The organism is Vibrio profundi (genome assembly GCF_043642225.1).
GTDB classification, from domain to species: domain Bacteria; phylum Pseudomonadota; class Gammaproteobacteria; order Enterobacterales; family Vibrionaceae; genus Vibrio; species Vibrio profundi_A.
Genome location: NZ_JBHZSF010000002.1, coordinates 576,202 through 602,311 on the forward strand (window position 1 = coordinate 576,202; position 26,110 = coordinate 602,311).

27 protein-coding genes and 1 tRNA gene are annotated in these 26,110 nt (G+C 43.5%); 10 read left to right on the forward strand and 18 right to left on the reverse strand.

All coding sequences use genetic code 11. From position 1 onward, the window contains the following. Positions 1 to 37 precede the first annotated feature (37 nt). The gene (locus ACHUFI_RS06110; RefSeq protein WP_394247451.1) at positions 38 to 985 is read right to left on the reverse strand and encodes a PhnD/SsuA/transferrin family substrate-binding protein; all 948 of its coding nucleotides are present in this window, start codon (positions 983 to 985) and stop codon (positions 38 to 40) included. A 201-nt stretch (positions 986 to 1,186) separates the two neighbouring features. Between ACHUFI_RS06110 and ACHUFI_RS06115 the strand changes: the two genes are divergently transcribed. Then, positions 1,187 to 2,143 (forward strand): hypothetical protein, encoded by a 957-nt coding sequence (locus tag ACHUFI_RS06115; protein WP_394247452.1) that lies wholly within the window; start codon positions 1,187 to 1,189, stop codon positions 2,141 to 2,143. Positions 2,144 to 2,263: 120 nt separating this feature from the next. Here the strand turns inward: ACHUFI_RS06115 and ACHUFI_RS06120 are convergent. Next, positions 2,264 to 2,340: transfer RNA gene (locus ACHUFI_RS06120), tRNA-Arg, on the reverse strand. Between the two features lie 212 nt (positions 2,341 to 2,552). Between ACHUFI_RS06120 and folD the strand changes: the two genes are divergently transcribed. Continuing rightward, positions 2,553 to 3,413, forward strand: a complete 861-nt coding sequence (gene folD, locus ACHUFI_RS06125; RefSeq protein ID WP_394247453.1) for a bifunctional methylenetetrahydrofolate dehydrogenase/methenyltetrahydrofolate cyclohydrolase FolD — start codon at positions 2,553 to 2,555, stop codon at positions 3,411 to 3,413. Positions 3,414 to 3,486: 73 nt separating this feature from the next. Here folD and ACHUFI_RS06130 read toward each other — a convergent pair whose 3' ends face one another. From ACHUFI_RS06130 to ACHUFI_RS06145, 4 genes are all read right to left on the reverse strand, one after another. Beyond that, entirely contained in the window at positions 3,487 to 4,686 is a 1,200-nt protein-coding gene (locus ACHUFI_RS06130; protein WP_394247454.1) for a NupC/NupG family nucleoside CNT transporter, read from the reverse strand. A 204-nt stretch (positions 4,687 to 4,890) separates the two neighbouring features. Continuing rightward, positions 4,891 to 5,811: a LysR family transcriptional regulator gene (locus ACHUFI_RS06135; protein WP_394247544.1), complete on the reverse strand. Its 921-nt coding sequence runs from the start codon at positions 5,809 to 5,811 to the stop codon at positions 4,891 to 4,893. A gap of 77 nt (positions 5,812 to 5,888) precedes the next feature. Next, complete coding sequence (locus ACHUFI_RS06140) at positions 5,889 to 6,872, reverse strand: lytic murein transglycosylase (protein ID WP_394247455.1); 984 nt, start codon at positions 6,870 to 6,872, stop codon at positions 5,889 to 5,891. A gap of 28 nt (positions 6,873 to 6,900) precedes the next feature. Further along, on the reverse strand, positions 6,901 to 7,194 hold the full coding sequence (locus ACHUFI_RS06145) for a YcgL domain-containing protein (protein WP_394247456.1): 294 nt from the start codon (positions 7,192 to 7,194) through the stop codon (positions 6,901 to 6,903). 219 nt (positions 7,195 to 7,413) lie between these two features. Between ACHUFI_RS06145 and minC the strand changes: the two genes are divergently transcribed. From minC to ACHUFI_RS06165, 4 genes are all read left to right on the forward strand, one after another. Continuing rightward, on the forward strand, positions 7,414 to 8,076 hold the full coding sequence (minC, locus tag ACHUFI_RS06150) for a septum site-determining protein MinC (RefSeq protein WP_394247457.1): 663 nt from the start codon (positions 7,414 to 7,416) through the stop codon (positions 8,074 to 8,076). Positions 8,077 to 8,097: 21 nt separating this feature from the next. After that, complete coding sequence (gene minD, locus ACHUFI_RS06155) at positions 8,098 to 8,910, forward strand: septum site-determining protein MinD (protein WP_394247458.1); 813 nt, start codon at positions 8,098 to 8,100, stop codon at positions 8,908 to 8,910. Positions 8,911 to 8,916: 6 nt separating this feature from the next. Next, positions 8,917 to 9,180 carry a cell division topological specificity factor MinE gene (gene minE, locus ACHUFI_RS06160; RefSeq protein WP_137355728.1) on the forward strand — a complete coding sequence of 88 codons (264 nt, stop codon included), beginning with the start codon at positions 8,917 to 8,919 and terminating at the stop codon, positions 9,178 to 9,180. A gap of 192 nt (positions 9,181 to 9,372) precedes the next feature. Beyond that, positions 9,373 to 9,792, forward strand: coding sequence for a glycine zipper domain-containing protein (locus ACHUFI_RS06165; protein ID WP_394247459.1), 420 nt, complete (start codon positions 9,373 to 9,375; stop codon positions 9,790 to 9,792). Positions 9,793 to 9,871: 79 nt separating this feature from the next. Here the strand turns inward: ACHUFI_RS06165 and rnd are convergent, their stop codons facing one another. The 8 genes from rnd to ACHUFI_RS06205 form a co-directional block, all read right to left on the reverse strand. After that, positions 9,872 to 10,993, reverse strand: a complete 1,122-nt coding sequence (gene rnd, locus ACHUFI_RS06170; RefSeq protein ID WP_394247460.1) for a ribonuclease D — start codon at positions 10,991 to 10,993, stop codon at positions 9,872 to 9,874. Positions 10,994 to 11,085: 92 nt separating this feature from the next. Beyond that, positions 11,086 to 12,780, reverse strand: coding sequence for a long-chain-fatty-acid--CoA ligase FadD (gene fadD / locus ACHUFI_RS06175; protein WP_394247461.1), 1,695 nt, complete (start codon positions 12,778 to 12,780; stop codon positions 11,086 to 11,088). Positions 12,781 to 12,886: 106 nt separating this feature from the next. Then, positions 12,887 to 13,741, reverse strand: a complete 855-nt coding sequence (locus ACHUFI_RS06180; protein ID WP_394247545.1) for an alpha/beta hydrolase — start codon at positions 13,739 to 13,741, stop codon at positions 12,887 to 12,889. Between the two features lie 58 nt (positions 13,742 to 13,799). After that, the gene (locus ACHUFI_RS06185; protein WP_394247462.1) at positions 13,800 to 14,360 is read right to left on the reverse strand and encodes a Slp family lipoprotein; all 561 of its coding nucleotides are present in this window, start codon (positions 14,358 to 14,360) and stop codon (positions 13,800 to 13,802) included. Between the two features lie 38 nt (positions 14,361 to 14,398). Beyond that, positions 14,399 to 14,701: a chromosome partitioning protein ParA gene (locus ACHUFI_RS06190; RefSeq protein ID WP_394247463.1), complete on the reverse strand. Its 303-nt coding sequence runs from the start codon at positions 14,699 to 14,701 to the stop codon at positions 14,399 to 14,401. Between the two features lie 79 nt (positions 14,702 to 14,780). Further along, positions 14,781 to 15,482: a tRNA (adenosine(37)-N6)-threonylcarbamoyltransferase complex dimerization subunit type 1 TsaB gene (gene tsaB / locus ACHUFI_RS06195; RefSeq protein WP_394247464.1), complete on the reverse strand. Its 702-nt coding sequence runs from the start codon at positions 15,480 to 15,482 to the stop codon at positions 14,781 to 14,783. 78 nt (positions 15,483 to 15,560) lie between these two features. Then, positions 15,561 to 17,471 (reverse strand): ATP-dependent DNA helicase, encoded by a 1,911-nt coding sequence (locus ACHUFI_RS06200; protein WP_394247465.1) that lies wholly within the window; start codon positions 17,469 to 17,471, stop codon positions 15,561 to 15,563. A 113-nt stretch (positions 17,472 to 17,584) separates the two neighbouring features. Further along, a complete protein-coding gene (locus ACHUFI_RS06205) occupies positions 17,585 to 17,785 on the reverse strand; it encodes a hypothetical protein (protein ID WP_394247466.1) in 201 nt (66 codons plus the stop codon). Positions 17,786 to 17,993: 208 nt separating this feature from the next. Between ACHUFI_RS06205 and purU the strand changes: the two genes are divergently transcribed. Further along, positions 17,994 to 18,827: a formyltetrahydrofolate deformylase gene (gene purU, locus ACHUFI_RS06210; RefSeq protein ID WP_394247467.1), complete on the forward strand. Its 834-nt coding sequence runs from the start codon at positions 17,994 to 17,996 to the stop codon at positions 18,825 to 18,827. A gap of 106 nt (positions 18,828 to 18,933) precedes the next feature. Here purU and ACHUFI_RS06215 read toward each other — a convergent pair whose 3' ends face one another. Beyond that, entirely contained in the window at positions 18,934 to 19,530 is a 597-nt protein-coding gene (locus tag ACHUFI_RS06215) for a VOC family protein (RefSeq protein ID WP_394247468.1), read from the reverse strand. A 347-nt stretch (positions 19,531 to 19,877) separates the two neighbouring features. On the opposite strand from ACHUFI_RS06215, the gene argS reads away from it, so the two are divergent. From argS to ACHUFI_RS06230, 3 genes are all read left to right on the forward strand, one after another. Beyond that, on the forward strand, positions 19,878 to 21,611 hold the full coding sequence (gene argS, locus ACHUFI_RS06220) for an arginine--tRNA ligase (protein ID WP_394247469.1): 1,734 nt from the start codon (positions 19,878 to 19,880) through the stop codon (positions 21,609 to 21,611). 108 nt (positions 21,612 to 21,719) lie between these two features. Continuing rightward, a complete protein-coding gene (locus tag ACHUFI_RS06225; RefSeq protein WP_394247470.1) occupies positions 21,720 to 22,148 on the forward strand; it encodes an HIT family protein in 429 nt (142 codons plus the stop codon). Positions 22,149 to 22,288: 140 nt separating this feature from the next. Further along, a complete protein-coding gene (locus tag ACHUFI_RS06230) occupies positions 22,289 to 22,825 on the forward strand; it encodes a YqhA family protein (protein WP_394247471.1) in 537 nt (178 codons plus the stop codon). A gap of 38 nt (positions 22,826 to 22,863) precedes the next feature. Here ACHUFI_RS06230 and ACHUFI_RS06235 read toward each other — a convergent pair whose 3' ends face one another. Genes ACHUFI_RS06235 through ACHUFI_RS06245 form a run of 3 tightly spaced genes read right to left on the reverse strand, consistent with a single transcriptional unit; the run spans position 22,864 to position 25,584 of the window. Beyond that, positions 22,864 to 23,094, reverse strand: a complete 231-nt coding sequence (locus ACHUFI_RS06235; RefSeq protein ID WP_394247472.1) for a FeoC-like transcriptional regulator — start codon at positions 23,092 to 23,094, stop codon at positions 22,864 to 22,866. Then, complete coding sequence (gene feoB / locus ACHUFI_RS06240; protein ID WP_394247473.1) at positions 23,091 to 25,361, reverse strand: Fe(2+) transporter permease subunit FeoB; 2,271 nt, start codon at positions 25,359 to 25,361, stop codon at positions 23,091 to 23,093. Before feoB ends, ACHUFI_RS06235 begins: the two co-directional genes overlap by 4 nt. A 1-nt stretch (position 25,362) precedes the next feature. After that, positions 25,363 to 25,584, reverse strand: coding sequence for a FeoA family protein (locus ACHUFI_RS06245; RefSeq protein WP_394247474.1), 222 nt, complete (start codon positions 25,582 to 25,584; stop codon positions 25,363 to 25,365). Between the last annotated feature and the right edge of the window lie 526 nt (positions 25,585 to 26,110).

A 26,110-nucleotide genomic window follows, 5' to 3' on the forward strand; every position in this document is an offset into this window, starting at 1 on the left:
AAAACGCTTTTTTAGGGAGGATCGGACATACATAGAACTAGTCGGCTAGCTGTATGATTTGGGGCAATTGAGTACGACTCAAATCAATAAACTGGTTGAATTCGTCATTAATCGCTTCAATCTTGGTCGTCTTTTGGAACCGTTCTAAGCTTCTTTTGCCTTCCGTTGTTGTGTCAGCTTGATACATCGCTTTCTTGAGTGCATCAAATTCAATGCCATTGATATCCGGACCGATAAGCATCAAACCACGAGGAGCTGGAGGAGTTTGTGCAATGATGACCAAGCCGTCTCTTACCGCATCTGGAACATCATTAGGATCTTCCCAATTCAAATTACTGAACACTGAAGCATCCAGTTTTTGGCTGTATGTCCAAATCGCCATATTAAGCTCATCGGAATTGTTTAGAGCTTGGCTGGCAAAAAGATAACCGATCTTATCAGGATCTGGTTGCTGCTCTAACGACTGCATTTTTTGCAGTTCATAACCTTCACTTATTAGATAGTTAGCCGGAAAAAAGAAGCCACTGCTTGAGCTCTTTTTCTCAAACGCGATGGTTTTACCTTTTAATCCATTTAGATCTTTAATGCCGCTTTGAGTACTACTAAAAAGCAAAGAGTGATATTGACGGGCACTTTTCTTCCAACGTAGTCCTGCGAAGTGAACGTCAGTTAGCTGTTCTAGCAAGAGAGCCGAAAATAAAGTAGAAGTCGTAAGGTGCACTTTGCCACTGTTCAACAAATCAGCCATTTCTTTTAGGTTATCAGTAACCAAAACCTCTCCATGGGTATAACCAAACGGAGCCAACTCTTTAGCTAAATACTCAATGAATGGCTCGCTTCTGCGGATCGTTTTTTGAGGTTTACTAGAAACAATGCCCATTATCAAAGGCTTAGATTTAACTTTGCCGGCCTCAACCTCATTCGCGAAAACCATTGCAGGGAAAAATAATATGAAAAGTAATGTAAAGCGTAGTCGTCGAAGCATTTTTTCATCCAAATAATCAGTATGACGTTCTGATGATAAACTAATTCGCTAGTACATCAAAGCGGTTTAGCACCTAACTAGGGGTTTATTTGATCAATTGAGCTGTTAGCCAATCCTTTGGTAACGGTTTAGGTCGAGTAACACCGGAAGTGCTACTATCGACTTTACGATGAGGCAATAAAATAAAACTCTGGATCTAATATGAGGCCGAACGCTCCACGACATATCGATATACCATTCAACTCACGCCACACCTGTTGGTTTTGTGGTGAGCCATCAAGCCATAGCATCGAATTTCCTAAATCTGCTGGGTCAATAGCCAAACTAGAACACCCACCAATAGCACTCCCAGCCTGTAAGGAGTGTGCTAGCGTCAGTTGCCCAAAAGGGCTCACCTCCATATGGATGCTGCGGGACAAAATCAAACAAGCGCTAATCACCAAATACGCCAAGCACCTTGGTATTGGGGAGAATTGGACAGAGCAAGAACTCATTGATAGCGAATTCTCCGGTGCAATCTTGAGTGGCTTTGGCAAAAGTGCTTGGAAGATGTATCAAATCGCCCAACAACGAGTCGATTATCAAGGTTGGGCGTTAGCTATTGATACTATCCCACTCAATACTTATGACGAATCTACAGGTTTTGAGTTTAATGGTATTCGTTACGCCAACGTGTATTCATGTATCGATTACTTCGCTAAAGCCGCCGGTGTAAACAAAGAGTTGCTCACCCAGTTGGTTGATATCGTCACGCCTGATCGATTTGGCTATGCTCTGCGAGTCGCTAAACTTAATAAGAATGCCTCTAAAGCAGCCCGTTTAGACATTGTAGAAGAAGTTCTCCAACAAGAGTCCGAACAAGAAGAAATGGAGCTTGAACAGAAACGCTTAGAGTTAGCATTTAACGACAATGTTGAAGAGGTAAATATCTCTGGCAGCATTGCCCCTAAATTTGCCATTCAATGGGCATTGGCACAAAAGGTGAAAGACTTAAACCACCTCTGCTCACTCGAAGATGACTACTTCAACTATTTTGAGCACCTCGGTGGCCCAGCCGCTTATCTTTCTTATAACGGGCTTCAGTTGTATTTGGAGGCTCGGGAGAACCCTGAATGGGTGGAAAAGAAAGATCCAAACAAGCAATACTGGAATGAATGATCTTGTTGTTCGGCGTTTCAAAACGAAGCTGAGTGGAAACTACCCTTGATAGATTTTAAGTAGTGCTCAGAAACGACAAAGGCCTGACAACTTAATAAGTTATCAGGCCTTCTAAATAAATGGCACGCCCTGAAGGATTCGAACCTTCGACCACATCCTTAGAAGGGACGTGCTCTATCCAGCTGAGCTAAGGGCGCGCTACAGGGAAAGGATTATACGAGTTAGAATCTGTAAATCAACGGCTTTGTGTAACATTATGATCTAAGTGAGTAAAAATGAGTCACTCAGTGGTTACTTGATGAAAAAGAGACCGATGCAAACGTTTGCTTGATGGAAATCAAAAACGTTTTCTGAAATAATGCGCCAAAACATCAGCCACTAACTTGAATATCATTTTCTAAGGAAATTCATGACTGCTCAAAATATTGATGGAAAGCTCATTTCACAGACAGTTCGTTCGGAAGTTGCAGCGCGTGTAAAAGCACGTACTGAAGCTGGATTGCGTGCTCCGGGCCTAGCGGTAGTATTAGTGGGTGAAGACCCAGCTTCTCAAGTCTACGTAGGCAGCAAGCGCAAAGCGTGTGAAGAAGTTGGCTTCGTGTCTAAATCTTTCGATTTACCTGCGACAGCGACAGAAGAAGAATTGCTTAGCCTTGTGGCTGAACTAAACAACGATCCAGAAATCGATGGTATTTTGGTTCAACTTCCACTGCCAGCAGGTATTGATAGCACACATGTTCTAGAAAGCATCACGCCAGAAAAAGACGTCGATGGTTTCCACCCATACAACGTAGGCCGTCTGGCTCAGCGTATCCCTAAGCTTCGCTCTTGTACGCCAAAAGGCATTATTACCCTGTTGGACCGTTACAACATCGATTTACGTGGAAAGCACGCTGTTGTGGTTGGCGCATCAAACATTGTTGGCCGCCCTATGACACTAGAGCTATTGCTAGCAGGCTGTACAACGACGACTTGTCACCGCTTTACTAAGGATCTTGAAGGCCACGTTCGTCAAGCAGATGTTGTCGTGGTTGCTGTTGGTAAGCCTAACTTCATTCCAGGCGCTTGGATTAAAGAAGGCGCGATTGTGGTCGATGTTGGTATCAACCGTCTTGAATCTGGCAAGCTTGTTGGTGATGTCGAGTACGATGTTGCGAAAGAAAACGCAAGTTTCATCACACCGGTACCAGGCGGTGTTGGCCCAATGACAGTTGCAAGCCTTATCGAGAACACAATGATTGCTTGTGAGCAATTCCACTCGAAAAAGTAATCATCTAGCATTCATAAAAAAAGGCTCCTAAACGGAGCCTTTTCTATATTTGATAACGCATTAACCAAAGTAATTAAAGCGACAGAACCACGCCTGCAATGGCTGCGCTCATAAGGTTAGCTAACACACCCGCACTTATCGCCTTAAAACCATATTTGGAAATGAACGAGCGACGCTCTGGCACTAAGCTGCCTAAGCCACCAATCAAGATAGCCATGGTTGAGATATTGGCAAACCCACATAACGCGAAAGTCACGATAGCTTGAGAGTGCGCACTTAGCTGCTCTTTAACCCCCATAAGTTGAATAAATGCAACAAATTCGTTCACGACAATTTTGTTACCGATTAACGAACCAGCTATCACAGCTTCTGACCATGGAATGCCTAATAGCCAAGCAATAGGTGCGAACAGATAACCGAGAATCAGCTCAAAGCTCAATGCGATACCAAACCAGCTGCCAACGTAGCCAAGTAAGCCATTTAACATCGCAATTACACTGATGAACGCCAGTAAAGTCGCACCAACTGCAACCGCAATTTTCAGCCCAGACATTGCGCCGTCAGCCATTGCTTCCACCACATTGGTTGCGCGTGGTAGTTCAACGTCTGATTCTATATTTTCACACTGTTGATCATTAGAACCAGGCACCAAAATCTTTGCCATTAATAAGCCAGCAGGCGCAGACATAAACGCGGCTGCGATCAAGTAGTTTAAGTCGACGCCTAACGATGCATAGCCCACCAGGGTTCCACCAGCCACAGAAGCGAGGCCACATGTCATTACCGCGAAAAGCTGGGAATCGGTCATATTCTTAAGATAAGGCTTCACCACCAATGGTGCTTCAATCATCCCAACGAAAATGTTGGCCGTTGCAGACAGTGATTCAGCGCGGCCTGTACCTAAAAACTTTTGTAATCCACCACCGATAACGTTAATCACCTTTGGCATAAAACCAATATGGTATAGGCCCGAAATCAACGCCGAAAAGAAAATGATAATGCCAAGCACGTTAATGGCAAACACAAAGCCGTTATTGGTCAAACCACCGAAAAGAAAGTTGATGCCCTCTTGCCCGTAATTGATCAAGTGAGATACCGCTCCGGTTACGCTATTTAGCACCTCCTTTCCCATCGGTACATATAGCACCAATAGCGCAAAAGAGATTTGCAGTAAGAACGCCAAAGAAACAGTTCTGAATTGAATATTTTTTCTGTCCGTAGATAGTAACCATGCCGTTACTAATATTGCGAAAATTCCGATTAAGGATGCCATGTTAGCTAACCTGTATATGTAGGTACGAAAGGCGAGGCATTCTATATAGGAAATCGTTTGCGACAAGTCGAAGTTGTTAATGGCATGTTCAAACCATTGCTCAATTACCAAACAGCATTATAAACTATTGATTTATAATGATTAGATCTTTTGATAACGAGCACTTTTTCCATATGGAAAATATATTTATGAAACTCGCAATAATCAGTGATGCAACTGAACCGAAGACTTAAGGTTGGTATCCCAATAACAGGGAAACCCTAAATGGCTTTTAAAGAACTCGATAACGGTTGAAAGCTTCCTCGGCATATTTTGTCGACTTGGATACACCGCGTAAAAAGGCATGGTTTGGCTTGCCGTCCAATCGGGTAACACTTGTATTAACTTTCCTGTCCGGAATTCATCTTTGAGTAGATAGGTCGCAAGGTAAGCCACTCCCCAGCCAGAAACCGCGGCATCTCTCACGGCTTCAGCTAAATCGACAGAGTAATTACCCGATATCTTCACACAGTAGTTTTCTTTGTCTTTTGAAAATGCCCAAGACGCGTACTCTCGGTCTCGGCTACGATAAATTAAACAATTGTGTTTTAGTAAATCACTTGGCTGATGTGGTGTTCCCTCTTTGATCAAATAATCTGGCGACGCCGCCACCACAAATTGGCAATCCGCTAACCGCTGGGCGATATACCCTTCAGGCAAATCTTCATTGTTCGTCACCCATAAATCTAATCGTTCTTCAAGCATGTCGACTTTGTAGTCAAACAAGCTCACTTCAATTCTTAAGTTAGGGTAAAGCCGCCTTAACTCATCAATAGCAGGGATAATATGTAAGGTTCCAAACGATTGAGAGAGCCCAACCCTAAGAACGCCAGCAACATCATCTCGCTGACACTCCATTTCCATTTGTGCATTCTTAACTATGTGAAACAGCTGATTACAATGCTGGTAAAAAGCTTGTCCCGCTTCGGTTAATGTTAACGAGCGAGTGGTTCGCTGAACCAGCTTAAGTCCAATGGAGTCTTCAAGTAATGCAATTTGCTTACTAATATGCGACACGGAAACACCAAGGCTTTTCGCCGCAGCAGTAAAGCCTTCATGTTTAATTAGTGCATGGAATATCACCATTTGAGATGCACGATCGGTTAGCACAGTCACTCCACAAAAATAGAGAATTAAAAAAGGACTCCGAAGAGTCCTTTTTATTAATCAAACTTGATTCTGTCGGCTAAGTGGCTGACAGCCAAGGCAAAGTAATACGAACGATTCCACTTCATTAGTACATTGTAGTTGTTGTACACCAAGTAAGACCGCCCTGCTTCATCATCCGGCATAATCAGCCAGGCTTGAATATCTTCATTCAGCTTAGGTAGCGGCTGTCCGCTGTAACCGGTAATGCCAATTTCTGACCACTCTTGCAGGTATTTGGCTTTATCTGCCGTTCTGCCTTGAAGTTCGGTTGAAATGCCAGATGGCACTTGTACCTGACGCCCCCAAGTGTATTTATCATTCCACCCAGACTGACTTAGATAATTGGCTGCAGAGGCAAACACATCTTCCTCTGTGTTCCAAATATCTTTTTTGCCATCGCCATTACCGTCAGCGGCATAAGCTAAAAATGAGCTTGGCATAAACTGAGGCTGTCCCATCGCCCCCGCCCAAGAGCCTTTCATCTCTTTCGGCTTAATATGCCCTTGTTCAAGAATGTTCAGTGCTGCCATGGTTTCTTTGCGGAAGAAAGCTTCACGGCGGCCTTCATAAGACATGGTAGACAGCGCGTCGATAACACTATAATTACCAGTGAACTTACCGAAATTACTTTCAACACCCCACAGTGCAACGATAAAACGAGGCTGAACGCCATATTCATCGCCGATACGCTTTAGCGATTGGTAATGCTTGTTGTACAGCGATTTAGCCTGCTTCACTTTCCAATCAGGGACAGCTCTAGGAATGTATTCATCCAAAGTGAGCTTTTTCTCTGGCTGATTTTTATCTGCCGTGACGGCTCTTGGTTTGAATGTCACACCTTCAAAAGCTTGGTCAAGTATTGATTCAGAAATGCCTTGTTCGCGGCCTTCTTGTTTCAAAGTTAATACGTATTCTTCGAAACTTAACTCATTCGCTGCGAGGTTGCCCGCTACTAACAAGCTCACTAACCCAGCCACAATCGTACGTACTTTTTTCAAGTGCTCCTCCTTGAACGTTGAGAGCAGTTTATTCTTCGTCTTCCGACTTTTTTTGCTGAGCTTTTCGTTCTTTGTATAGCTCTAACTCGTTAACAGTCGGAGGCGGTACTTGTAAGAAGAAACCATCATTATTAAGAGATTCTTTTACTTTCTCGATATCAACTTGGGCCAGCGTTCTGCCGTCCATTTTGATAACCATCACAAAGCTAGGTTTGCCGAACATCTGCATCAAAGTGTCAGGAACTTGTGAAAAATCATCCTTTTTAGGGATATATAAGTAAGTGCCTTCTTTCTTAGAGCTTTTATAAATAGAACACAGCATGACAAGCCTTTTCTCTTGTTCAGAACTTCAAAAGTCAGAGTTCTGAAATTATTGGTTTAAGTTTAGAAATATTGGGAACAAAACGTCCATTTGACAACAAGATTGCTTGCTGTGCTTGGTTTGGGAATATAACATGATAAACCTAGTTTCAGGCAATGCCCTTTCAGTTAAAGATGAAAGAAATTGTAGCCAGTTCTTATTAAGGTCCATTAGTTATCAATGTCTAGTAACCCAGATCTCAAAGGTAGTAGTTTTACACTATCCGTATTGCACTTATCCGATCATAAAATCGACAGTGCGGTGACGTTTCTTCAAGAAAAGGTTACCCAAGCCCCTACTTTTTTTGCCGCAGCTCCGGTTGTGATTAACATCAGCAAAGTAGAAGGTGATATCGACTTTACTCAACTCAAGAACGGTATTTCAAACGCCGGGATGATCCCTGTTGGCATTACTGGTTGCCAAGACAAACGCGCGCAAAACCTTGCGAAAGAAGCCGGATTTGCGGTCATGTCTGCAAGTAAATCCCCTTCTCAGGCTCCAGCTAAGATGGCGCCCACAAAAATCATTAGAACTCCTATCCGTTCTGGACAGCAAGTCTATGCTAAAGATGGCGATTTGGTGATCTTAAACCACGTCAGCGCAGGGGCCGAAGTCATCGCAGACGGTAGCATCCACATCCATGGCACGTTACGCGGGCGAGCGATAGCGGGCGCAAGTGGTCAAAAAGAAGCAAAAATTATTTGTAATGATTTACAAGCGGAGCTGGTTTCCATTTCAGGGAATTACTGGCTCAGCGATCAAATTGAAAGCGAGTACTGGCAGAAGAAAATCATGCTAAGCATGACAGGCGATGTTCTGCACTTCGATGTACTTGCGATTTAGAAAGATAAAAAGGAAAAAATAATGGCACGCATTATTGTTGTAACATCAGGTAAAGGTGGGGTCGGTAAAACCACTTCAAGTGCGGCTATCGCCTCAGGACTGGCTCTTAAAGGTAAAAAGACCGCGGTTATCGATTTTGATATTGGCCTACGTAACCTAGATCTAATCATGGGCTGTGAGCGCCGTGTCGTTTACGACTTCGTTAATGTTATCAATGGCGAAGCAACGCTGAACCAAGCGATGATCAAAGATAAGCGTACGGATAACCTATTCATCCTTCCTGCTTCTCAAACACGCGACAAAGACGCTCTGACTAAAGAAGGTGTTCGCCGTGTCTTTGATGAACTAGACGAAATGGGCTTTGATTTTATCATCTGTGATTCACCTGCCGGAATCGAGCAAGGTGCTCTAATGGCACTATACTTCGCAGATGAAGCCATTGTTACCACTAACCCTGAAGTGTCTTCAGTGCGCGATTCAGACCGAATTCTAGGCATTTTAGATTCTAAGTCACGCCGTGCAGAAGAAGGGCTAGAGCCAGTTAAACAGCATCTGCTTTTGACTCGTTACAACCCTACCCGTGTGACACAAGGCGAAATGCTGAGTGTTGAAGACGTTGAAGAGATCCTACACATCTCACTACTGGGTGTGATCCCAGAAAGCCAAGCTGTGCTTAACGCTTCAAACAAAGGTGTCCCTGTTATCTTTGACGACAATTCAGATGCAGGTATGGCGTATGACGATACCGTAGAGCGTCTTCTTGGTGGACAAATTGATTTCCGTTTCCTAACCGAAGCGAAAAAAGGCATCTTTAAGCGACTATTTGGAGGCTAATTAACTATGTCATTACTTGAGTTTTTTAGACCACAGAAAAAGTCGTCTGCTAATCTAGCGAAAGAACGTCTGCAAATTATTGTCGCGGAGCGCCGCAGCCATAACGACCCAGCACCGTCATACTTGCCTCAGCTTAAAGAAGATATTCTAAAAGTCATTGCTAAATACGTTGAAGTTGACCCATCAATGGTTGATTTATCTTTTGAGCATAAAGATGATGACATTTCAGTGTTAGAGCTTAACGTCAAACTTCCAGAAGACGAAAAGTAGCACTTTAGATTGAATATAAAAAAGCGGCTGACATATTCCTATGTCGGCCGTTTTCTTTACCTACCTACTATTAATACCAGTTGTCAATTAATAACCTGCAGTTATCATTGATATAAACACCAATCATTACCCTCACTTATAAGTAAATTGTATTCTTGTCTGGTACCCACAGTTCAGATAGAGAGTTCATTTATGTCACTGCTTAACAATAAATTAAAAGCAACCATCCTTGCGGCTGCACTTATTGTTACAGGATGTAGCTCACCCGCATTGGATGCAGAAAATGAAAACGCCGCGAGAAATCGAGGTGCAGTTGGCGGCGCATTGGTAGGAGCTACGCTCGGCGCTCTGACTGGTGAACCTAGCCTCGCGGTAAAAGGAGCGGTCGCTGGTGGTGTAACGGGAGGAGTAGCAGGTTCAATGAAAGACTTAGATGACTCTCGCCATGCCAACAACACGCAAACGCTCGCGGATGGACACTCTCAAGATAATCGCAGTGATGCAGAAAAGCGTGTCGCTGAACTCGAAGCTGAAATTCGAATTCGCGAGTTAGAACAGCAACTCGCCGATATTCAAGCGCAGGAAAACTCAAATAGCGCAGAACCTATCTAAAACAAAAAGGGTAAGCCGTGAATCACGCCTTACCCTTTTCGAAATATCAAAGTTTACAACTTGTTAGCTGCTTACTTAGCTACTTGGTTAAGACCTTATTTAGCTTCTCGCCTAAAATCTCTAAACGCCAACCTTGCATAACGTCCGGCAGCTTCGCTGGGTCTCGGTCTAGCTTCCATACCCAGCTCAGCATTTGATTTAACTGCTTTTTAGAAGCGAGGAATTCAGTCGCTAGGCCAGATGAAGAAGACGCCTTTTTGACTTCGTCTTTCAATACTTTAAATATTTGCTTGTAGCCTGGGTAATCCATCAAACGATCAATTTTCGCCGGATACTCTTCTTCTGGTGTGTGCTCAGCCAATTTCACGATTGAACTAATTTTTGCACTATGACGACGAACCGCACGAGGGTCGATACCTTCTTGTTCCATGTGTTTGGCCGATTTAAGTCCAAATCTAGCCACCGCCCATAAGTCTTGCTCTTTAAACACAAAGTTAAGTGCCAAATCTCGCTTCATTGCTTCTTTATAACGCCAAGTTGCCAGTGGGCGCAAAATCGCTAGTTGCTGAGGCCTTAATTGCCAAGCCCCTTTAATATCGAGGTAAGCTTTCTCTGGCTCTGCAGATCGAATACGTTTCGCAACTAACAAATCGGATTCTTGTTGAGCGGCTTCCCACCAACCGGCAGCCTGCACTTTCTCAAGTAGCTTGTTGTACATTGGCATTAAGTAATGCACATCCGCAGCGGCGTAATCTAACTGCTTTTGGGAAAGTGGACGTGCCAACCAATCTGTACGAGATTCACTCTTATCAAGTTCAACACCAACAAACTCTTTCACTAATGCCGCAAAACCTGTCGACAAGCCGTGACCTAAAAATGCTGCCATGACCTGCGTATCGACCATCGGGAATGGAGTACAACCAAACGCATTCTGGAACACTTCCAGATCTTCACCACAAGCATGTAGCACTTTTAGTACCGAGGTGTCTGTCAGAAGCCCTTTTAACGGCGACATATCTTCCAGTTCAACAGGGTCGATCAAAGACAACTGCTCGCCATCAAATAATTGAATCAATCCCAATTGAGGAAAAAAGGTTCGAGTACGCACAAACTCGGTGTCGAGCATTACTACATCGGCTTCACGTGCTTGCTGACACACGCGCTCAAGATCGTTCAATTGGGTAATAATTTGATAGTTCACACAAACTCTCACTGGATTAATTATTTGCCGGATACAAAAATGCCGACTTGAATAGTCGGCATTCTAACACTAATTATGCGTCACGGCTTCTGCTATGCACTTTTCGCTTGCGCTAATTGAGCATCATTTTCTTCACGTAAAACACGGCGCAAGATTTTACCTACGTTAGTTTTTGGTAGCTCATCGCGAAATTCCACCAGCTTAGGTACTTTGTAGCCTGTTAGGTGTTCACGACAATGTGCGATCACATCATCTTTGGTCAAGCTAGGATCACGTTTAACCACGTACACTTTAACCAGTTCACCTGAAACATCATTTGGTTGGCCGATCGCCGCGACTTCAAGAACTTTGCCATGTAGAGCAACAACGTCTTCAATTTCGTTTGGATAAACGTTGAAACCCGAGACCAAAATCATGTCTTTTTTACGGTCAACAATGTGCAGTAGACCTTCATCATCAAACTTAACGATATCACCCGTCGACAACCAACCTTCTGGATCAATTACTTCTTTGGTCGCTTCTGGGCGTTGCCAGTAACCTTGCATCACTTGTGGTCCACGAACTTGTAGCTCACCAGTTTGATCATGACCCACTGGTTTGCCTTCATCATCCACAATACGTACATCTGTTGACGGTACAGGTAGGCCAATCGCACCCGTGTAATCTTTAAGATCGTAAGGGTTACCCGTCACTAACGGAGAACACTCTGTTAAACCGTAACCTTCCAGCAAGTGGATACCTGTGGTTTTCTTCCATTGCTCTGCAACAGCACGCTGCACCGCCATACCACCACCAACAGATAAGCGCAGTTTGCTAAAGTCTAATTCGTGGAAATCTTCATTGTTCACTAACGCATTGAACAACGTATTCACACCGGTAATCGCGGTGAATGGGTACTTCTGTAGCTCTTTAATGAAGCCCGGAATATCACGTGGGTTGGTGATCAATAAGTTTTGGCCACCCAGTTCAATAAAGAGCAAGCAGTTCACGGTGAGAGCAAACACGTGATAAAGCGGAAGCGCAGTGACCACTAACTCACGGCCTTCTTCTAACACAGGGCCATACGCCCCTTTCGCTTGAAGTACATTGGCAATCATATTTCTGTGAGTAAGAATTGCGCCTTTTGCTACGCCAGTAGTACCACCCGTATATTGAAGAAATGCAATATCTTCACCAGACATAAATGGCTTCACATATTGCAGGCGACGGCCTTTTTTCAAAGCTTGTCTGAATGAGATAGCGCCTGGCAAATTGTACTTAGGTACCATGCCTTTTACGTACTTCACTACGAAGTCAACAATCGTGCCTTTTGCACGAGGTAACATCTGACCCAAGCTCGTTAATACAACGTGCTTAACAGGCGTATTGTCGACTACCTTTTCCAACGTGCTAGCAAAATTCGAAACAATCACAATGGCTTTCGCGCCAGAGTCATTCAATTGATGTTCAAGTTCACGAGGGGTGTACAATGGGTTCACATTAACCGCGATCATGCCTGCACGTAATACGCCAAATAGTGCGATTGGGTACTGTAGTAAGTTCGGCATCATCAAGGCAACACGGTCACCTTTTTTCAGTTTCAGATCATTTTGTAAGTACGCTGCAAAAGCGCGGCTACGCTCTTCTAACTTACGGAAAGTCATCACAGAACCCATATTCATGAACGCTGGTTGGTCGGCGTATTTTTGAACCGATTGCTCGAACATTTCGATTAAAGATGGGTATTGATCTGGGTTGATTGTTTCTGGTACGTCACTTGGAAAACGTGAAAGCCAAGGTTTATCCACGATGTTACTCCTCGTTTATCAGCTGACTGCATAGCCGCTATTTATCATTTGCGAAGTATTACAGCACAGCTTTAGTGCTTGAGCACTAAAAGACTCAAACACTTGTTTAAATTTTGTTAACTACACCAAGAATTAGCTCAGAAATACGCTTTGGACTCTGCAAATGACAATGATGCCCACCAGGAATCTCCTCTATCTTTGCAATAGAAGTATCTAACTTGTAGCGATTGTGCTTTAAATCCCGATAACCATCACAACCAAGAACAATCAGTTGCGGACAACGAATTGACTGCATGATTACTTCAGCATGCTCTTGTGACATTCGATATAACGAATCACACTTCAATTTTGAGTCATACCGCCAATGCCATTGTCCATCTTTATACTCCACGCCTCGCTCAACAATAGGTTGAATCAATTCGGGAGCAATTTGGTTAGCCTTAGCGCGGAGCGTTATAGCATCCTCTAGAGTTGCTAGTGGACGTGAAGGCTTTCTTCGCTGTCGTTGTCGACTTAATACCCCTTGCCTTAAGCGGTCTACCGACTTCTGGGGAGCTTCAGAAAGAGGTCCATGACCTTCAATTTGAACTAATCCTGATACCTGTTCAGGAAAGGCGGCACTATAACAACTTGCTATCAATGCACCAAGTGAATGTCCTACTAACAGGAGTCTGTTTGGCGATATTTCATTCAAAACTTGGTAAATGTCGTCAATATAGTCATGAAAAGGATAATAGAAAGGGGCGTTTTTATGACTAGACAGTCCGTGACCTGGTAAATCGATGGCGACAAGGTGAAGCTGCGGTTGTTCTTTTGCTAGTGCCGTCATTACGGAAGTAAAACTCGCCGCATTATCTAACCACCCATGAATAAAAAAGACCGTCAAAGCGGTCGTTGATGGGGTGCCGATTTCAAGGCTCGCTACTGAGCCACTCGCTACATCGTAGCGGTTTGAATAAATAGCCTGAGATGTCACGATAACCTCATATCAATAATCTGCTGGTGGAATGAAACCAAAGCTATTGAACTTCTTGAATCACTCGTCCTTGTTTCGGACCATAATTAAAACTTCGGCAGTATAAACTGCGACACGAATAAAAGTGCGAAGACGTTTCGGTGACCACTAGCCTTTCTTTTATTTTCCAAAGCCTTTGCCCGTAACTCGTCATAACTGGGAATGTATATTCGTAATCTCCCACCATTCCGACTTCCGGCATCTCACTGGTGCCAACCAAAGTGATCATTCTGCCTTTCGCATACGTCACTGGTTCAATATACCCTTGCACATAAGCTACAAAGCGACCTTTAGGCTCAGCATTGATATTGGGCTTTCCGTCACTGCCAATCGGCATATTAACAATTTCTAGTCGCGTCTTATTGTCGAGGTTTTTGACTGAAGCAATCACTCCACCAAGGCGAACTGTTGGCTTGGATTCTGGGTCAGAGTCCAACCAAATTTGATAATCCGTAATCACAGGTTCAGTCGTCGCAGTAAGCTCTTCCGGTAAACTCGAACAACCGACCAGAAGTACCATGAGAAAGGATAAGACTACGAAACGGAATTTAAGAGTAGAAAACATTGATATTTCATCCAATTAGAAAAGTGGAATATAAGGAGCTAGATATAGATATCGACTCCTAAGAGCTTCGCAAGTTCCTCTTTTTTACTCTGATTCATAACATCCATATACTCTTCCATGGCTCTTCGACCACGCCCTTCAGGCAAGTCGTACTGAATTTGTGCTTTATGAATATCAGATTCTTGGACATGTCGAATAGAATGAGAAACGGCGTTAGCGACCTTTGTGGGTTGGCCGACAGGACTCTTCGCATCGATTTTCTTAACGTCATTTTTCTTGTTCGTTCGATTGGTCTTTTGAGTGTGACCTATCGAAGGGGGTAAACCGTTAACAGAAACCATATTCACTCCACTCAAACATGATGAGTGATGGCGTTTCTAAAATGGGCTTAGAACACACCATCTCCCTTTACGCTAAACGCTATTCACGACCTGGTAATTTCTTCCAAGCCACTTTATCACGTAAATAAACTGGCGAAGATTCTTCCGCGGCCACGGTTTTTCCTTCTGCAAACGCAAATTGCGCCAACACAGCAATATCTTGCGCTTCTGGGAATAACACGTCACTTTCTTTTGAAGTAAGTGAAATATTGTCCATATGCTCAGCATACGCGTCCCAACCCGTGCCAACTTTAGACCAAGTTAAGACATCGCCCTCAACCTGCTCTACAAGGTCACTTGGTGCAATCACACACTCGGCATCAACCGCAGACCAACGACCATCTTGCTCGCGGCTGTAACGCCCCCAGTAGACTTCGCTCATACGTGCATCAATGGCACTCGCCACATGTGTATCACCCTGAACTCGGTAACACCCCTGAGCCATCGCTTCTAGCGTCGAAATGCCAATCATTGGTAAATCTGCGCCAAACGCTAAACCTTGTGCAATACCAATGCCAATTCGCACGCCAGTAAAGCTACCCGGCCCCTGACCGAAGGCTATAGCGTCCACGTCTGTTAAGCTGATACCCGCCTCTTTTAAGACTTCATCAACCATAGGTAAGATTTTTTTTGTATGATCTCGTGGTGCCACTTCACTGCGTGCAAACACTTGGTTTTCAACAATTAATGCTACAGAGCAATTTTCTGTTGCGGTATCTAATGCAAGAATTTTTGCGCTCATTAACGCCTCAAATAAACTAAGTTGAATCTAAATAATAATAACGAATGTTTGCTCTTTGATACCCATCAGGTACAAGAGCTAACCGTTCGCTAGGAATTCTTTTATAACGCCTAAATCTCGAGTTCGAGGGATCGGAGGAAGACTCGCCAAAAATATGCCGCCATAATCTCTTGTTACTAAGCGATTATCGCAAATAATTAAAGCGCCATTATCTTGCTTATCACGAATGAGTCTTCCTACCCCTTGCTTCAAGGTGATCACAGCATCGGGCAATTGAACCTGAGCAAATGGGTCACCACCTTTCAGCTTACAATCTTCAATCCTCGCCTTTAACAAAGGGTCATCAGGGGCTGTAAAGGGTAATTTGTCAATGATAACACAGCTAAGCGCGTCGCCCCTAACGTCTATCCCTTCCCAAAAAGCCCCAGTGGCTACTAACAAAGCATTCCCTAGTTCCATAAATTCGGCCAAGGTTTTTTGCTTACTGGTTTCCCCTTGAAGTAGCACAGGTACGCTTAATGTCTCTCTAAAACGCTCTCCTAAATCTTTCATCATGCTATGCGAAGTACATAAGAAAAAGCATCGCCCTTGGTTTTGCTCAATGACTGGCGTCAGCATTCTAACGAGTTTGTCGGCAAGACCGGGGCTGTTCGGCTCTGGCAAATAACGCGGTACACATAATCGAGCCTGGTTCGGGTAATCAAACGGACTAGGCAAAGAAAACTGCGCTTCAGGTTTTAGCCCCAAACGGGACGTGAAGTGAGAGAAATCATCCGACACCGCTAGCGTTGCCGAGGTAAACACCCAAGCTCCCGGCTTCAATTCAATTTGCTCATGAAATTTGTCTGCCACCGACAAAGGGGTAATGTGTAAAGCAAAATGGCGAGGGGTGGTGTCATACCAATAGGAATAGCCCGTTATTGACACGTCACATACTCGTTCTATGCGGATTTTGATCACTGTTGCTCTTTCAAACGCAGTGTCCAATAACTGACTTCGGCCTAATGCTAATTTCAATACATCGACAGCCAGTTGCAGTCCATCTTGTAACCGCACTAACTCTCGTGCAATGGATTCCGATTTCAATGCTTCACGCCAGTTTCCACGAAACCCGGTATCGCCTAACACAATTCGTAAATCCATTGCCGACTGCACTAAGCGATCGCCTACTTTTTGTAGCTGGCGCATATCCTTAGCTTCAGTGCGATAAGCGATTTCGATATCTTTGGCTAATTCTTGAATCTGTCGGCTTGATACGGACTGTCCAAAATACTGACTCGCGATATCAGGAATTTGGTGAGCTTCGTCAAAAATAAAGACGTCTGCATCTGGGATTAGCTCCCCAAACCCCGTTTCTTTAATGGCTAAATCTGCTAAAAATAAGTGATGGTTGACTACAACCACATCTGCATCCATCGCTTTTTTTCGAGCTTTTAATACAAAGCAATCAGTATAGCTCGGACAATCTTTACCTAAACAATTATCATTAGTAGACGTAATATTGGGGATAACAGGGCTATCTTCGGCAATATCGTCACAATCTCCGAGGTCTCCAGTTTGTGTAGAAGAAGACCACTGTCGAACTTTCACGAGCTGAGAGAGTAAAGTTGGATCAGATTCTATGCCATGACTCTCGACCATTTGTCGGCTCAATCGATCTAAACACAAATAATTTGAGCGCCCTTTCAAAAGAGCCACTTGCCCGAAGTACCCAAGAGCATCCGTCATTAAAGGTAAATCTCGATGAAACAGCTGCTCTTGTAGATTCTTTGAGCCGGTGCTTATGATGGTTTTCTTGCCGCTGAGCAAAGCTGGTACAAGATAAGCGAATGTTTTTCCGGTACCGGTTCCAGCTTCAACGACGAGTTGGCTTTGCTTTTCTATCGCATTCGCCACTGCTTCAGCCATATCAAGTTGAGCTTGTCTGGGCTGAAAACCTGGGATCGCTTTTCCGAGCGCACCATCAGCAGAAAACGTTTTAGAAATCATATAACAACGAAGTGAAAGTAAATCAGGGGGAGAATTATGGCAGGTTTAGTGAGCCGGCGCGAATCAAGATTGCATTCGCACCGGGCGTGTTCGAGTGATTCTATACCAGGTCGCTATTTACGGTTGAGGTAGCGAGAAAGCCATGGCGCTGCTTCGAAAGCATCATCTGGTGATTGCATTGCTTTAGCTGCATCAGACGGGGAAGCTTTGCATTCCCACATCTCGGTAAGGATATCTTCATCCATTTGCTCATCACCAAGTAGCGAGTTTACTCTTTCGCTGTACAACTTTTTAGCCAGTAACTCTTTATCCATTTCGTGCCACCTTATCTTGAAACCAATGTCTTTCGGTATTGCATTCCACTTTCTAAATTTATTAATTCAGGAAATGGTTAATAGATTTTGTTGAAACCAACTCAATAATAGATTAATTATAGCTCTCATATTGCGGCATAGTTCACCGTTCGACAGCCGATAATTAATTTTTAGAATAAAAAAAATATTTCATGGAAGTAAGATGATAATGGAAAAGAAAACACTGCTAACGCACTGCACAGATGCCCCTGGACTCATTTCAAAAATCACCAACATTTGTTACAAGCACCAACTCAATATCGTTCACAACAATGAATTTGTAGACAACACTAGCGGCCACTTTTTCATGCGAACTGAGCTTGCAGGCTATTTTAATGATGAAACGTTTTTGGCGGATCTAGACCAAGCTTTACCAGAGAACACTAAACGTAAACTCGTGGACTCATCTCGCAAGCGTGTGGTTATTCTTGTGACCAAAGAAGCACATTGCTTAGGCGATATTTTAATGAAGAACTACGACGGTAGCCTAGATGTAGATATCGCTGCGGTAGTCGGCAACTACGACACGCTTCAATCTCTGACGGAGCGCTTTGATATTCCTTATCACTGCGTATCACATGAGGGCCTCAACCGTGAAGAACACGAAGAGAAAATGCTGGAAGTGATCGATCAATACGAAGCCGATTACCTTGTTTTGGCGAAATACATGCGCGTGCTAACGCCAGGATTTGTTGAAAAATACAATCACAAGATCATTAATATTCACCACAGTTTCTTACCGGCATTCATCGGTGCGAAACCTTACCAACAAGCTTATGAGCGCGGTGTGAAGATCATTGGAGCAACGGCTCACTTTGTAACAAATGATCTTGATGAAGGTCCGATCATTAAGCAAGACGTTATCCCTGTTGACCACAACTTCAGCGCGAAAGACATGGCACAAGCAGGCCGAGACGTAGAAAAGAACGTGTTAAGTAAAGCGCTTAACAAAGTCGTCAATGATCACGTGTTTGTTTACGGTAACAAGACAGTAATCCTGTAAGTCTACGAATTAACACAGGTTCTTACTCAATATTGAAAAACGCGTAATAGGCTAAGCCCATTACGCGTTTTTTGTATCTAAATTATCTTGAGTTCTTAACGAATAATTAGACTTGCTCTGACTCAACGATTTTCTTCAATGAATGTGGGTGTAGCTTAATGCAAATCCCTTGATGTTTGAATGCAACCGTAGGGTTGTTCAAACGCTCTCCTTCACCTTTAGGACTTGAGAGCTTGGTCTTAATGCCTTGCTCCGCCAAAGTGTCGAACTTAGCTGCAAACTCTGGGTAGGTCTCTTTAAGATCCACTAAATATTCGTCAGCGGTTTGCGCATGAGACGGGACCACGAACTCTACGTGCTCCCAATCTTGACTTGGATAAACCTTACCTGCTGCTGGGTATGGCAACTCTAAACATTCAATTTTCCAGCCAAGGCTTTGCAGCGGTTCATCGAAAGCCAACACTACAATTGGGCGGCCATTGATCATCGCCTCTGAAATAGTTGAACCGTATTCAGACCATGCCTGATGGGCGCATTTGGCAAGCTCAGTTTCATTGATTCTTAACGCGATATGATCCGCTTGAGCAAAACTCAAATCTAAACCTAGCTTGTTTCCAAGGCTCTCAATTTTCGTCATAAACGAATCAAGACGGTCAATCATTTGTTGTGGTTCTAGTGCGGCTTGCTTCAGGCTCATCGTCATTGTCTGTATTCTCCAAATAATCGCTGCATGTTATCAGTTTCGCTCTCTTCAACAAGCGTTGCTTTTGTAAAAAACACACTATCAGTGTTCAATCTAAGCCTCCTTCACAAGCAAACTTGTGGTGCTGAAAGTCTATTGTCAAAAACCCTCTAGGAAATGTTAATTTTCTATCAATTCGACCTATAAGAAACCTCACAAAATTGGTATGATTACCGCCATTTTTGTGAACTTAAACAGAGTCTGTTGTTCATTTCATCATTAAATCGTTAACTGGCAACATGATTAACGAAATCTATGACCACGAAATAACAGCCACTCTTATCATCCTTGAATTGAAGGAAACGCGTGTGAATATCCAAGCACTAATTAATGACAAAGTATCTCAGGCTCTAGAAGCCGCTGGCGCACCTGCGGGCTCTCCTGCTGCTGTCCGCCAATCAGCAAAACCACAATTTGGTGACTACCAAGCAAACGGCGTTATGGGCGTTGCAAAGCGACTAGGCACTAACCCTCGAGAATTTGCTCAAAAAGTATTGGACGTTCTAAACCTAGACGGTATCGCTTCTAAAATTGAAATCGCAGGCCCAGGTTTCCTAAACATTTTCCTAGATGAAGCGTTCCTAGCAAAACAAGCAGACGCTGCGCTTTCTGATTCTCGCCTTGGCGTTGCAGAAGATGAAGCACAAACAATTGTTGCTGACTACTCAGCACCAAACGTTGCAAAAGAAATGCACGTTGGTCACCTGCGTTCAACCATCATCGGTGATGCCGTTGTTCGTACACTAGAATTCCTAGGCCACAAAGTTATTCGTGCTAACCACATCGGTGACTGGGGTACTCAATTCGGTATGCTCATCGCAAACCTTGAGCGCGTTCAGGCTGAGTCTGGCGAAGTTTCGATGGAACTGGCTGACCTTGAAGGCTTCTACCGTGAATCTAAAAAGCTTTACGACGAAGACGAAGAGTTCGCTGTTAAAGCTCGTGGCTACGTAGTGAAACTACAAAGCGGCGATGAGTTCTGCGCAGAAATGTGGAAGAAGCTTGTTGATGTGACAATGATTCAAAACCAGCGTAACTACGATCGTCTAAACGTATCGCTGACTCGTGACCACGTGATGGGCGAAAGCATGTATAACGATATGCTTCCTGGCATCGTTGCTGACCTAAAAGAGCAAGGTCTTGCTAAAGAAGATGACGGCGCACAAGTTGTTTTCCTAGATGAATACAAAAACAAAGATGGTGACCCAATGGGCGTTATCATCCAGAAGCGAGACGGCGGTTTCCTTTACACAACAACTGATATTGCTTGTGCAAAATACCGTTTTGAAGAGCTAGGCGCAGACCGCGTGCTTTACTTCATCGACTCTCGTCAGCACCAACACCTAATGCAAGCTTGGACTATCGTTCGTAAAGCAGGTTACATCCCAGAATCTGTGTCTCTTGAGCACCACGCGTTCGGCATGATGCTAGGTAAAGACGGTAAGCCATTCAAGACTCGTGCAGGCGGTACGGTTCGTCTAGCTGACCTTCTTGATGAAGCGGAAGTTCGCGCAGCACAGCTGATCGAATCTAAGAACCCAGAACTAGCAGAAGAAGAGAAGAAAGCGATCGCTAACACGGTTGCAATGGCAGCGGTTAAGTACGCGGATCTTTCTAAGCACCGTACTACTGACTACGTGTTCGATTGGGACAACATGCTTGCGTTCGAAGGTAACACAGCGCCATACATGCAGTACGCATACACTCGTGTTGCTTCTGTATTTGCTAAAGCTGGCGTATCTATGGACTCTCTTGAAGGTGAAATCAAAATCACTGAAGAGAAAGAGAAAGCACTTATCGCAAAACTTCTACAATTTGAAGAAGCAGTTCAATCTGTTGCTCGTGAAGGTCAACCACACATCATGTGTAGCTACCTATTCGAACTAGCAGGTCAGTTCTCTAGCTTCTACGAAGCATGCCCTATCCTAGTAGCAGAAGACGAAGCTGTTAAACAGAGCCGTCTGAAGCTTGCTGCACTAACAGCGAAGACTATCAAGCAAGGCCTGTCGCTTCTAGGTATTGATACTCTAGAGCGCATGTAATTTTACCTTCGGGTTACTAAGATTAAGTACAAAGGTTGATGTGAGAGCATCAACCTTTTGTTTTATCTAACGTATACTGAATTCAAGAAATCGAAATGGATAACAATAATGAGCTTTGAACTTCATCCACAATTAGTAAAAGACACAACCCTTATCGGCGAATTTCCATTAAGCCTTGCACTACTAAGTAAAGATAGCGCTGTGCCATGGGTTATTTTGGTTCCGAAGCGTGAAAACCTAAAAGAACTGCACCACTTGCCAATGCAAGAACAGCAGCAGTTTTTACTTGAATCTCAAGCCGTAAGCCAAGCGCTAGAAGCAACTTTCCAACCTGATAAGTTAAACCTTGGCGCGTTGGGTAATATGGTGCCACAACTGCACATTCATCATATTGCACGTTTTAAGGATGACATCGCATGGCCTGGCCCAGTATGGGGCAACACTAAGGGTGAGCAGCGTAGTGAAGAAGAGCAAGCAACAATCCTGACTCGCATTCAAAATGTCCTATCTTTGAGCTCTCTATTTAAAAAAGCTTAACGATCTCGGAATTTGTTGATGCCTACTGATTGGGCATCAACCATTATTACTCCTATGTAATAATAAATCACAAAATTATCCTATTATCACTTTAATTGTCTCTGCGTATACTCTCTACCACACAACATAGAGAGCCCATCATGAAACAAACCTTCAACTTATTTCGCCATATCAGCTGGATTGCTATTGTTTGCTCCATGCTAGCTTCATTATTGCTATTTGTTATGGGCGCAGCCAAAACTTACTCAGCTTTTGCCGTTTTCGTTCTAAATGACCAACCACCCGCCAGTTTGGCACATTTAGATCGCGCTGATATTGCTATATCTTATTTAATTAAATCTCTCGATACATTTTTAGTCGCACTGGTCTTATTCATCTTTGCTCATGGTATCTACACCTTGTTCATTGCGAACAAAGACGACGTCAATGGTAAAAAAATCAAGGTATTAAACTGGATTAAAACCCCGAACATCGGCCACCTGAAAAATATTTTGGCTGAAGTTATCATCGTCATTCTATTCGTCAAATTCCTAGAACTCGTTCTGATCAATTTCGACAGCATTGGCTGGGATATACTGGTTCTTCCCTTATCAATTTTATTACTCAGCATTGGCCTTAAGTTTTTGGGACTCGGACATACTGATGTTAAGACCGACGAAAACAAAGAAGCCGCTTAATAAGCGGCTTCTCCATTAGTTCAGTTCGTGAATTTAGACTACATCATGACTGTCATAGCCAGATCGCTGCGATTTGCCAAACTATATCTAATCCGAGTCACATGATTCGCTTTGTTTGTATCTATGAGTCGTGACACTTGTCCTTTATTGATCAGCACATTCAGCATTGCATCAGCTCCGTCTTCCGTTAGGTAGAATTGTTTTGCTAGATCTCGGCCTGATACAGTTCCTGATTTTTCGATCTGGAGCTTTAATTCATCAAGAATCATGCTATTTGAGCCTCTAACGTATGCTGCTTTTGACCTGCCTTCTTAAAAGCAACATAAGTTGCGACAAATCCAGCGATAATTACCACTATCCAAGCGCCACTGCTTACAGGGTGATCAGCAATATGAGCCACTTGGTAATAGAGCGCGGCACTTCCATAAGCTAACCCCATGGTCCAAATAGCGATAAAGCGTGCGTAGTTACTACCAAATTCTTTTACATACGCACCCATGGCCGCAACGCACGGTGTGTATAGCAAAATAAAGATTAGGTAAGCGAAGGCTGCGTGCCCACTCACGAAGTGAGACTTAAGGTTTCCAAAAATAGTGGAATCAACTTCCTGATCTTCAGCCACTGCAGCTGAATCCGTCAGATCTCCAACCTCAATACCTAATGGGTCACTAAAGCTTAAGCCCGTAAGGTTCTCGGGGATAGACATTACCGCTTCGTTCAAGCTACCAAGTAAATCGTATTCACTTTCTTCAGAATCTGCAGAGGTATATAGGTTATTTAACGTACCAACAACCGCTTCTTTCGCAAAAATCCCGGTAATGATACCCACCGTTGCAGGCCAGTTATCTTGATTGATTCCGATTGGTGCAAAAACTGGTGTGACAACTTGAGCTGCTTTGGATAGCACAGAGTTCTCACTGTCTTCGTTACCGAAAGAGCCGTCAGTGCCAACAGAGTTAAGGAAGCTTAAGATGGTTACTACGATCACGATAGTACGACCTGCCCCCAAAACAAATCTTTTGAGCTTTTGCCATGTTTTAATCAATACGTTTTGTAAAGTAGGCAGTTCATAATCAGGCATCTCCATAACTAAGCTGTCGCTAGAGCCAGGGTACAAGGTATGCTTTAAGAATAAGCCCGTGAAAACTGCAGCAACAATGCCCATAAGGTACAACGCGAATACAATGTTTTGCCCACTATCAGGAAAGAACGCTGCAGCAAACAAAGCGTATACCGGTAGACGAGCACCACACGACATAAACGGTGCCATTGAAGCCGCTAACTTTCTTTCACGTTCCTGATCTAGCGTACGCGTCGCCATAATCGCAGGTACATTACACCCGAATCCCAATACAAGAGGAACGAATGCCTTACCTGGAAGGCCAATTTTCTGCATTACTTTATCAAGAACAAATGCTGCTCTAGACATGTAGCCTGAACTTTCTAATACAGCTAAGAATAGATACAAACATGCAATGACAGGAATGAAGGTCGCAACAGTTTGCACACCGCCGCCAACACCGTCAGCAATTAGTGTGACAAACCACACGGGTAAGTGATCGTCAAATAAATAGTGACCGCCATCAACTAGCAAAGCGCCCACACCAATATCGAAGAAGTCGATGAATGCACTGCCTATGTTGATAGAGAACATAAACATTAGGTACATAACAACAAAGAAAAATGGAACGCCAATCCATTTATTTAGAATTAGATTGTCTGCTTTTTCAGTAAAGCTATGACTCAATTTTCCTTCCGCTCGGCGAACTTGTTTACACAATTCATGTAAGTAACTGTACTTTACATTCGCAACCAATAAGTCAACATCGCCACCATACTGTTTTTGCTGTACTTCAATAGCGGAACGCTCGGTTTGACTTAATGAGTTAGTGACTAACAAATCATTTTCTAGCGAGCGAATCGCCAATGCTCGATCTGACACTGATTGCCCTTTGAAGATTGGGCTAACAGCGCCGATGGCTTTTTCAAATTCATGGCCATAATCCAAAGCAAAGTCTTTTAGCGCAATTCCCTGAATTAGAGATTTATGTAGTTTGTCTTTGAATGCGATAACTTGCTGCTTGTTATTGGAAGAGAGAGTGAAAATAGGGCAACCAAGCAGCTTTTCTAAGCTTTTAATATCAAGAGCCTGTCGCTCACGTTTTAACGCATCCATTTTATTCAGAACAACAACCATTGGGCGACCTAACTCCCTTAGCTGTAAAGTCATGTAAAGACTACGCTCTAAGCAGGTAACATCGACAACATTAATAATTAGATCGGCTTCTTGGCTTACTATTGCCCTCGATGCAATCGACTCATCAATACTATTACTGTCATTTCCGCTATCTAGTGCATAGATTCCCGGCAGGTCCGTGAGACTAAATTCGTTACCAGCATGAGAATAGTGCCCGGTCTTTTTTTCCACCGTCACACCCGCCCAGTTACCGACTTGCTGCTTTGCTCCGGTCAGGCCATTAAATAATGTCGTCTTGCCACTATTTGGATTACCGACAGTTAAAATCTTATAGTTCATCTTAATTTACCTCGATTGCAGCAGCGATGTTTTCTCGAATCGCGATTGAAACACCTCGCACTTCCACTTGGAGCGGATCTCCCATTGGGGCACGACGAATTAACTTCACCTCTGTTTCGGGTAGTAGCCCCATCACCATTAGCTTTTTTCGTACATCTGTCGTTAGCCCAGTTAAGGTAACCACGGTGGCACTTTGTCCTTGCTGCAATTTAGATAACTTCATAGGTATGCTTACTTAATGTGAATAAGAAATATTATTATTACCAATAATATTATCGCTCAATAACCTTATATATTATGCGTGAAATCAATGTTTCCATTTTTAATGACGTACAAAACGTCAAAAACAATTACGTCAATTCCGTCACTTTAAACAAATACCACCACACTAGATCACTAGTACTAAAATCACGGAAAACAATTAAGCCCTAAAAAACAACAACTTAAAAACATGTCGTTTTTTTGGGGTTAGGTTGGCGTTATTTTTATAAGGAAATTAAGTAACGGGTCGTATAGTTAATCCATCGAAGGGAAACAGCTTCTCTTCAAAGATATTCCAGAGGTGATATGGCTCGCCATATCACTCCGGCAGCAAGCGAAGGTGTCCTTGGCACCCGTGGTATAGTCCCCCCGGCTATACCACGATATTTTTTTTCTTATCTTTTCTAACTCTCTAACTCTCTAACTCTCTAACTCTCTAACTCTCTAACTCTCTAACTCTCTAACTCTCTAACTCTCTAACTCTCTAA